General features: G+C 37.7%; 9 protein-coding genes. 1 reads left to right on the forward strand and 8 read right to left on the reverse strand.

What is annotated here, in order from left to right; all coding sequences use genetic code 11:
• Positions 1 to 224: 224 nt before the first annotated feature.
• The 8 genes from Q0O89_RS09605 to Q0O89_RS09640 all read right to left on the reverse strand — a co-directional run bounded on the left by Q0O89_RS09605 (position 225) and on the right by Q0O89_RS09640 (position 8,794).
• Positions 225 to 1,112 (reverse strand): sugar phosphate isomerase/epimerase, encoded by an 888-nt coding sequence (locus Q0O89_RS09605; protein WP_293731490.1) that lies wholly within the window; start codon positions 1,110 to 1,112, stop codon positions 225 to 227.
• A 76-nt stretch (positions 1,113 to 1,188) separates the two neighbouring features.
• Entirely contained in the window at positions 1,189 to 2,022 is an 834-nt protein-coding gene (locus Q0O89_RS09610; protein WP_293731491.1) for a helix-turn-helix domain-containing protein, read from the reverse strand.
• 137 nt (positions 2,023 to 2,159) lie between these two features.
• Positions 2,160 to 3,182 carry a Gfo/Idh/MocA family oxidoreductase gene (locus Q0O89_RS09615; protein ID WP_293731492.1) on the reverse strand — a complete coding sequence of 341 codons (1,023 nt, stop codon included), beginning with the start codon at positions 3,180 to 3,182 and terminating at the stop codon, positions 2,160 to 2,162.
• A 37-nt stretch (positions 3,183 to 3,219) separates the two neighbouring features.
• Entirely contained in the window at positions 3,220 to 4,053 is an 834-nt protein-coding gene (locus Q0O89_RS09620) for a TIM barrel protein (RefSeq protein WP_293731493.1), read from the reverse strand.
• Between the two features lie 264 nt (positions 4,054 to 4,317).
• Complete coding sequence (locus Q0O89_RS09625; RefSeq protein ID WP_293731494.1) at positions 4,318 to 5,250, reverse strand: substrate-binding domain-containing protein; 933 nt, start codon at positions 5,248 to 5,250, stop codon at positions 4,318 to 4,320.
• 387 nt (positions 5,251 to 5,637) lie between these two features.
• The gene (locus tag Q0O89_RS09630; protein ID WP_293731495.1) at positions 5,638 to 6,984 is read right to left on the reverse strand and encodes an MFS transporter; all 1,347 of its coding nucleotides are present in this window, start codon (positions 6,982 to 6,984) and stop codon (positions 5,638 to 5,640) included.
• Between the two features lie 10 nt (positions 6,985 to 6,994).
• The gene (locus tag Q0O89_RS09635) at positions 6,995 to 7,789 is read right to left on the reverse strand and encodes an inositol monophosphatase (RefSeq protein WP_293731496.1); all 795 of its coding nucleotides are present in this window, start codon (positions 7,787 to 7,789) and stop codon (positions 6,995 to 6,997) included.
• Between the two features lie 252 nt (positions 7,790 to 8,041).
• Positions 8,042 to 8,794 (reverse strand): M48 family metallopeptidase, encoded by a 753-nt coding sequence (locus Q0O89_RS09640; protein WP_293731497.1) that lies wholly within the window; start codon positions 8,792 to 8,794, stop codon positions 8,042 to 8,044.
• 109 nt (positions 8,795 to 8,903) lie between these two features.
• Between Q0O89_RS09640 and Q0O89_RS09645 the strand changes: the two genes are divergently transcribed.
• Positions 8,904 to 9,770 carry a glycosyltransferase family 2 protein gene (locus tag Q0O89_RS09645; RefSeq protein ID WP_293731498.1) on the forward strand — a complete coding sequence of 289 codons (867 nt, stop codon included), beginning with the start codon at positions 8,904 to 8,906 and terminating at the stop codon, positions 9,768 to 9,770.
• Positions 9,771 to 9,963 lie beyond the last annotated feature (193 nt).

Consider the following 9,963-nt stretch of genomic DNA (forward strand, 5'->3'; position numbering starts at 1 on the left):
GCCCATAATATAAGGCTTTAAGCCACTTTTTAGCAACCATTTTGTCTACTATGCCTTTTTTATTGAGAGATAAACAGACCTTAAGATTCCAGATTGCTGACAAAATTTGTTTTTGAGCAATAATCTAGCACGAGCCGAGTTAGGTTTGTTAAGCCCCACTCATTTAGACTGAAAAAAAAGAGCCGCAGAGCGGCTCATGTGGGGCTGTTAATGTTCAAAAGCCATTAGCTTTTTAGAAGCTCTCTTTCAATAATTTCTCGCGCTCTTGGTGCTTCAACATCCATTTTTTCCGGGAACCCAAACATGGAAACACAGGCAATACTTTCGCCGCCGACGTTATAAGTGCGGTTGGCGAAATCCATTTTTCTGAGAGATTCAAAAATACCTGCAAAATCAACATCGCCTTCGCCCATCGGTAAATGTTGGTGAATGGTAGCGCAGCAACCCGGTGGGTTGACGATATAACGGCAATCTAGGGTTTGGTTGAAGGTGTCGGCGAATAGGATGTGGGATAAATCTTCACCGGCATATTCAAGCATGGCTCTGACATCACCTTTGCCTTTGTCATAGAAGAAACCATGCGGTGAGGAATAGACATATTTTAAATGGTCAGAGCGATAAGATTTGACAATATCACAGGTTTCGTTGTTGAGTTCACAGAAATCATAAGGATGAGATTGAATTTCGCAGCGAATACCGTATTTTTCAAAATAAGGCATTAATTCATCAAGCGAGCGGAAAAGCATACCGTTGCAAATTTCCGGTTGATGAGGGTCGCCGGATAATTCGGTATTGATCACTCGAACATCCATAGAATCTGCAATTTCAATCATGCGTTTCCAGTTAGCAACGGCGTGTTGACGTTGTTCTTCTGTAGGACCCGACCAGCGATAAACAACAATGAAAGATGAAATTTCCGTGCCAGTGCGTTGTAAGGCTGTGCGGTATTCTTTTTCACATTCACGGGAGAAAAGTGGATGTTTATAAAAAGGGTTAATTCGAGGATGTGGCGATTGTTCAATATATTTATAACCCCAATCTGCCACTTTATGCACCATATCACTAATGCTCATTTGTTTTGCTAGTACGTCAACATCAAATGCAATTTTCATAAGATACCTCTCTACTGTTACCTATGTTTCTCAATAGATGAGCGATTAACTCACCCCTGTATAATACAATGATATATCATTCATTTTTCTTACGTTCATCAGTTGGTGAAATGTTAAAATTTTTCTTATAACATTTAGTGAAATAATCACTATTATTGAAACCACAATTTATAGCAATATTTATAATAGAATCATCAGAATGGCAGACTTGTTCTCTCGCAGCTAGTACTCTTAAGCGATTTAAATAATTTACTGGCGACATCCCTGTAAGTTCTTTTATTTTTCGCGTCATGGTCTTATTGGTTAGACAGAAATATTCTGATAACCATTGCCAATCAATTTGTTCTGCATAATTTCGTTGTAAATAAATTAACAAGTTCCGAATTTTAAATTGTGTACTGTTGTTTTGAGTGGCTTTTTTGCTTGTGATAATACGGTTTAAAAGCTGCATAAACAAAGTCTCAATTTGAAAATGATAAAGATCATTTTGTTTTAGTGGGATATTATTAACTTGTCTCACAAGCTCAATGCAGATTTCTTTATCCTTTGGCATTAGCCATGTAAAATCCGTTGTGTTATAAACATAAAAAGGTTTTAAGAGACATTCGATTTGTTTTAAATATTGAAATTGGTATCGAGGATTAATTTGTATGTTCATTAGTTTTAATGTACCAAGTTCATTATAAAAATGTCGATCCCCTTCTTTGACTAAAAACACGTCTCCTTCCTGGATGAAATAAGGTTCTCCATTACAAATTTGAACAGCATATCCCTTATCTACAATCACTAATTCACTAAATTCGTGCGTATGCTCCACCATATTCATTTCAGGGTCAGTATAATTATATGCAAGTAATATGTTCTCATTTGCAAACGAATCTTTGAATAAAAATGTATCAATTCTAGCCATTAGCCTTTCCTTTACTTCCTATAAAGAGCTTCTATTTTAGCAAACCTTATAAGGAAACTGGACTGGTTATTCTCTATCAGCCCAGTTTTGTTTTGGCTAATCTTTTTTATCGGTTTTTATTTATTTTTAAGCTAAATTTATTTAGCTTTAGCATAAAAATCTGGGGTTGCCGGCATTTCGATTGGCTCAATTGCACCACTTTGTTGTGCTTTTACACAAGCATCAGCGGCAACAGCTGCGGCATAGCCATCCCAAGCACTTGCCCCAACAGCTAATTTATCGGCTTTTACACCATCAATAAATGCTTGTAATTCAACATCATAGGCATCAATAAAACGTTTCTTCCAATCCATTAAAATACCACGTTGAAGTTTAGCATTTTTGCGCAAACTGACTTGATTTGGCTCTGGTAATGTTGCAATTCCCATTTCGCCCACAATTTCACATTGAATATCGTAACCATATTGGCAATTAACAAAAATTTCTGCATTAATCACAATGCCTTTTTTGGTTTCAAGCACCACAATTTGTGGGTCTGCTAAATGGTCTGAAGCATGAGATGTTTTTCTTGGGAATAACACACGTGCAGACGTATAGTCATCATCTAGTAACCATCGTAGAACATCTAATTCATGAATTAAGGTATCTACAATTGCCATCGGCGTAGTGTAGTTATCACCTACCTCAGGATTGAAGTGTTTACAATTAACAATTAATGGTTGTCCAATTTCATTGTTATCTAACGCAGCTTTTAATAAGCGGTAAGTGCTATCAAATGGGCGCATAAAGCCAACTTGCACTAAACGTTTACCGAATTTAGTTTCGGCATCAATGATATTTTTACAGCCTTCTGCGGTGACGGCTAATGGTTTTTCACAGAATACATATTTACCCGCGGCAATCGAAGCAAGGACAAATTCTTCATGTGAGGGTCCCCAAGATGTGACTACAATCGCATCGACTTCAGCTGAGTTAATTAATTCATGTGCATTAGCATAAAATTTTGCATCAATGCCAATACGAGCGATAGCGGCTTTTGCACTTTCTTCATTAATATCATTGACTGCCACGACTTTACTGCCGACTAATTTATGGCTTAAACGTTCGATATGCTCTTGACCAATCGCCCCAGTTCCAATAACGCCAATTCGTAATGTCATTTTTATACTCCTTCAATTATTTATTCCAATAGGCAAATTATTCGCAGAGATAAGCAATACTTTCATTGATTGCATGTTCAATATCTGCAGCTGTCCAGTTATTTAATACTGATGAGAATGGTTCAAATGCATAAATGCCTTGATAGCCTAATTTTTCTAATTCCATCACTTGTTCTTTAGAACGCAATACATCTTTTTTGCTTAACATAATGCGATCTTCATCTAATAGGGTTTCTACTGGACGAGTTGCTTCTACACCGGATAAATGGACTAAACCAACTTGGTTAATATCAACTGTACTTGCATAGTTTTCAACTGGCAATTCCGCTAAATGGTGGTGGAAAGTATCTAAAGTCATTTTGAATGGTGAGCCGACAGCCTTAATTAATTCGCCGCTTAACGTGAATGAACGTAAAGAGCTGACTGGGAATCCTAGTGGTTCAACTAACCCCTCGATACCATATTGGGCAAAAAGTGCGGTGAAATATTGAATAGAATCTACGGTATCGCCAATGCGCTGTGCGGTTGAGCGAGAATCTGGCTCATTATATGGGCACATAATCACCGCTTTTGCTCCCACCGCTTTTGCTGTTTCTAACATTTCAATAGCTGTTTTAGTGACTTGTTCACGTTTTGCAGGTAGGTTGAAAGGGTAAAGCGCATTAATGGTAACGACTTCAATATTATATTTTTTCGTCAGTTCATTGAATTGTTCTGGTGTGAGATCATCAAGGATTTTACCACTTGGCATATCATTGCGAATCTCTACTTTATTTAGACCGCACTTTTGCACCACTTGAAAGAATTCCTCAATGCTAAGTGCAGGGGCGATTTTGCGATTTATGCAAAAACGGCTTCTATCAATGTTCATAACAATCTCCTTGTTTTTTGAGTTGTAAATAGTTTATTGTTATATTTATTTGTTAAAGATAAATCTATTTATTACGGATTATCTTAGGTAAGCTGATTTAACTTGTCTTGTATGATAGAGACAAAAAATTAAAAAAATGGCTGAATTGTTAGTGTTTATATGTTTTAGTTCACAAAGTTTAGAATTTATAGAATATAAAATATAAAAAAGCCTATTCTAGAATCAGAATAGGCTAAATTAATAAGGATATATAGGTGTGAATAATCATTTATATTTTGCTTCATATTCGGCTTTATTATTCGGGGTGACAAGTTCAAATGGAATCCATATGTTTTTTTCTACTTCCTCACCTTTTGCTATTTTATGAGCAACTTCAGCAGCACCACGACCTTGACCTTTTGCAGATTGGAAAATTGTTGCATCAAGTCCGTTACCTACATATTTTAGAGCATCTGGCGTTGCATCAATGCCAATAATAAGGAGGTCATCTTGTTTAATACCAAGTTTTTCTGCTGCCAAAATAGTTCCTATCGCCATTTCATCATTATTACTAATGACAACATTTAAATTTTTATAGGCAGAGAGAAGGTTAGTTGCAACGTCTAACGCTTTAGCTCGATCATAGTTTGCCGTTTGTTGCGCAATAATTTTAATATTGGGATATTTTTCCAATGTTTTTAAATTTCCTTCTGTGCGCTTTATTTGCGAGTCGTGTCCAAGTTCACCCAGTAAAATTACCGCATTTGCATCTTTACCTGCTAGTTGTTGAGCAACAAAGTTTGCTTGCATTTCTCCTGCAATAAAATTATCTGATCCCACATAGCTTTTAATGTACTTCATATCTTTTGCTGCAGGTCCTCGATTAGCAATGACCAAAGGAATACCGGCTTTTTTTGCTTTTTCACCTATTATTTTTACAATTTGTGGATCTGTAGGAATGACTAATAATACGTCAACTTTTTGATCAATAAAATTTTCTACATCATTAAGCATTCGACTTGGATCATTATTGGCATCGGTGAGTTTGAAGACAATATCATCGTGCTCATTATCATATTGACGAATAGCATCGTATAAGTAGGTAAGCCATTTGTCTGCAAATGCAGGCATAGGTGCGCCAACTGTAATTTCTTTAGCCATCAAGTTTGAAGACAGTAAACACGCAGCAAGAAGAGGAATAATAGTTAGCTTTTTCATAAATTCTCCTAATTAACAAGGTGGAAATAATGAGTACTACTAATGTATAAATTATGACTAACTTAACTAAGACCTAACAGCTAATCATATATTTATCTTATATAAATTGCATTGAAGATTGCTGGATAGGTAAGACAAAATTTAGCAAAAATGTCTAAATTGTACGGACTAGAATGTTGTATGTCACAAATTTAAAATTTGTTAACAGGCAGAGAAAAATAAAATGATATTATAAGTAATCAGTACGGTAGGATATTGATGACAATATCGTTGTTTTGTTATCGATTTTTTGTGTGTATAGGTAAAAGATAGGCTTGCACAGCGAAAATTAGGTTTAAAGGGGGGGCATAATAGCCACCCCGATTGGTATTGATAAAACAAGTTTTATTATTTTGTTGTTACTTTTCTCATTTGGTATGCAACGACTACAGCAAAGAGAACGGAAGCTAAAACAGATAATAAGTCTGCTCCTACCCAGAAGTAAGAAAGACTATCGAAATCATAGATTTTCTTACCTGCTTCATCAATGATTGTCGTTTTATCAATCATGACACCAGTTAAAATCTCACCAGCGGCTGCGCCCGCATAACCAAAGACCCCCATCATACCAAGAGCAATTCCTGATGCGGATTTGTGAGAAATATCTGTTGCTAAGAGACCGCCAAGGAAGCATAGTTGGATACCCAATGTAATACCAAAAATAGATAACGCAATAATTGAGAACCAAGCATTTCCAGCTGGTGCAAATAGGAATGCGGCAAGTGAAATTGCATTAATTAAACTCACAACTACAGTCATAACATTACGTTTACCGCTTAAAAAGCGATCTGAAAGCCAGCCAGAGGCAATAGTGCCGATAATACCTACGATACTATTAACGCTGACAATAGATGCTGCTTCCAAAGTTGTATAACCTTTTCCATTTTCAAGGAAGAATACTCCCCAACTATTAACACCATAGCGAGCAATATACATACAGCAAGAGGCGACAGCTAAGATCCAAATGGCTGGGTTTTTAATCACAGCCCATTGGTGTTTTAATACCTCTTTATTGTCCATTTCGGCTTTTTCTGTGGTTTGTGGGATGATTGGTGCAAAACCACAAGCAGCAGGCGAATCTTTCATAAACATGACCGCTACAAGAACACCTAACATGCCCATAATTCCTGCAAAGGTGAAACCAAATTTCCAGCCAAAGGTTGTGATAATGGCTGCAGTTACCACAAAGGTGATACCTTCGCCGACATTATGCGCCACAGACCAGAAACCATAATAGGAACCGCGTTCTTTATCGTCATACCAACGAGATAATGCGACAACACATGGTCCAACTCCCATAGATTGAACCCATCCATTAAATCCCCAAATGACCGTTAAAACTACCGCACTTGTTGTCATACCCATGGCAAAGTTAGCTACGGCTGAGAAGAACAATCCAATAGAAAGGAATCGAACGATATTGGAATGATCAGCAATAGCACTATTGACAAATTTACCTACGGCATAGGTGACGAAAATGGCTGAGCCGATAACCCCCAATTCTGTTGGTGTAAGGATGTTATTATTAACTAATGCCGGTTTGGCTACGTTAAAAGATAAGCGGCAAACATAGTAAATTGCATAAGCGAAAGAAAATGCCCAGAAACTTTTCATTCGCGTACTTCTAAACATCGCTTCTGTATATTGTTTGAGTGGAATGGCTGGGCTAGCTTTGAAATAAGTGAGAATAGACATAATAATCTCCTTACAATACAGAATTTTTTAGTTCATCTAGTTCAGCGAAAATGCCTGCTGCACTAACAAGGATTGGGTTGCCTTTGAGCAAGCCGTTATTTTCAAGAAATGCGTTCGCTTTACCGCCAGCTTCTTCTACAAGTAGAATACCAGCAAGACAATCCCAAGAATTGATGTGGGGTTCGTAATAGCCAATAAGTCGTCCTGCTGCGACATACGCACACATTAGTGCGCCAGAACCATTACGGATAAACATACCGCCATTTTTCAATACATAATCTAAGAATGGTGTAAAAGTTTGTGGACTGACTCTGTGAGATACGCCTAATCCCATTAAGCCATCCGTTAATGAATGGGCGTTTGCACACTGAATGGCGGTTTGGTTGAGATAAGCACCATTGCCTTTTGTGCAATGAAATAGTTCGTCATGTTGCGGGTCATAAATAAGACCGATGACGATGTCGCCACGGTATAATACGGCAATAGAAATACACCAAGCGTTTAAGCCATATAAGAAAGGACTTGTTCCATCAATAGGATCTACGACCCAACAGAAGTCTTTTGTGACATCCTGTGCGCCACTTTCTTCGCCTAAGAAACCATCATCAGGAAAATGTTGTTGAACAGCGGACTTAATAATTGACTCAACGGTTTTGTCCGCGATGCTAACTAAATCCTGTTTTTCTCCTTTTTTGTAAATAATTTCTAAATTATTACGGTTTAAATAGAACGAAAGCGCTTCCTTACCTGCTTGCTGAATAATATTTCTAGCTACAAGATAGCGCTGTTGGATATTTTTATTCATAGTGCCTCCAATTTATTGAATTAACGCCATGAATATATTAGTATTTTTTTTTTTTTTTTTTTGAAGGGGATCACAGAAATAAAATTGGAAAAGCCCAAAAATGTGAGAATTGTCGCAAAATGGATAAATTTTATTGAAGATGTAAAAAGGAACATTTCGATAGTATGAGAAATAATTGGGACAAATAACCCCATACGGTTGTATGGGGTAAAATACGAGAATGGCATTAAGTAAACAGGCCTTAATACCGCACTATTTTCTAGGCTTGTAATATTTCATTGCTTCAGGCAGTAAACGTTGTAAATTTTCTTGGCGCGATTCATCGCTTGGGTGAGTAGAGAAAATACCGCCACCGCCAGAACCTGAAGCGGCTTGCATTTTTTTCCATAAGTTTGGTGCGGCTTGTGGGTTGTAGCCTGATTTTGCCATTAAAATCAAGCCTACTTCGTCCGCTTCTGTTTCATTGCTGCGGCTATAAGGCATATCTACGCCAAGTTGAACGCCTGTACTGATTAATCCGCCTGTGTCTGCACCAATGGCAACAGAAACCGCTGCATCAGCGACTGAGCCAAGAATGCTAGTTGCGATTCCGAGATTTTGTGCGGATTTGCTATGTTCTTGTAAGGCGTGAGCCATTTCGTGTCCCATTACTACCGCAATTTCATCGTCAGTTAACTTCAATTTTTCCACCAATCCTGTGTAGAACATCATTTTTCCGCCAGCCATTGCCCAGGCGTTCAATTCGTTGCTTTTGACCACCGTCATACGCCAGTTGAATTTTTCACCTGTTTTGTTTTCTTTATCGGCATAAGGCACCATGGTGCGGAAGATGGTTTGGATGCGTTTTGCTGTTGGTGAGTCGTAATCTACTAGGTTTTTATTTTGTGCTTGTTGTACGACTGAAGCGTAGCTGCTTTCTGCTTGTTGATTCATTTGCGCGCTGGACATACAAGCCGCGAGTAATGTAATGGCACAAAGTGCGGTGAGTTTTTTCATTGTTTTCATAGAATTACCTTAATGTTAATGATTTTTTGATTATAAAGGTTATTAGTTGGTTTTACCATAAAGTACGGTTAAAATAGTCAATATATTAACCGCACTTATAGAGATCATGATGAATCAGTTTGTCAAAATACCCATGAAAAATGTTGAAAAATATTCACCTTCTGCATTAACTGTATCCTTGATTATTACGACTTATAACCGTCCTGATGCCTTGCAATTGGTGTTGAATTCGGTGTTGGCGCAACGTGTTTTACCTGACGAAGTGATTATTGCTGATGATGGTTCAAGAGAAGAAACTAAAGCGGTGATTGAGGCATTTGCGGTACGTTGTCCTGTGCCGGTAAAACACGCATGGCAAGCTGATGATGGTTTTCGTCTAGCAGAATCACGCAATCGAGCGTTGGCTATGGCACGTTGTGATTATGTGGTGATTATTGATGGTGATATGGTGATGCATCCTGAGTTTATTGCAGACCATAAAAAAGCGGCGAAAAAAGGTGTTTATGTGCAAGGTGGGCGTATTGTGTTACCTGAAGAAAAAACGGCTGAATTATTATCCGCACTTGATTGCTATCGCCCATTGAAATGGTATGAAAAGGGCTTGGAAAAACGCGTTGAAAAACGTTTTTCTGCTATTCATTGCCCATTTTTAGCGAATGCCTTGTTGAAAAAAGAAAAACGTTATTATTATAAAAATATTCGCGGTTGCAATATGGGCTTTTTCCGTGAAGATGCCTTGGCAATTAATGGATTTAATAATGACTTTGTCGGCTGGGGGCGTGAAGATAGTGAATTTGTCGCGCGTTTTTTCAATAATGGCGGTAAAATTGCGACCATTAAATTTGCAGCTATCGCTTATCATTTGTGGCACAACGAGGCTCCCCGAGCGTCTTTGCCTGAAAATGATCGTTTGCTGGAAAATGCCATGAAAAATGGCGTGATTCGTGCAGAAAATGGCGTGACGGAAATTCGTTAAAATTCCACCGCACTTTTTAATAAATCTTGATTTTTAGCCCGAAAAATGTATAATTCTCGGGCTTTTTGTCTATATATACAGAGAAAAAAGTAAGCATTCCTGCTCCTTCGATGCAGGTTTTCTTTTATTATTAAATACTTAGAGGAAGGTTATGGTAACCATTCGTTTAACTCGTGGCGGAGCTAAAAAACGC

The sequence above is a fragment of the uncultured Actinobacillus sp. genome (assembly GCF_945915845.1).
Taxonomy (GTDB): domain Bacteria; phylum Pseudomonadota; class Gammaproteobacteria; order Enterobacterales; family Pasteurellaceae; genus Exercitatus.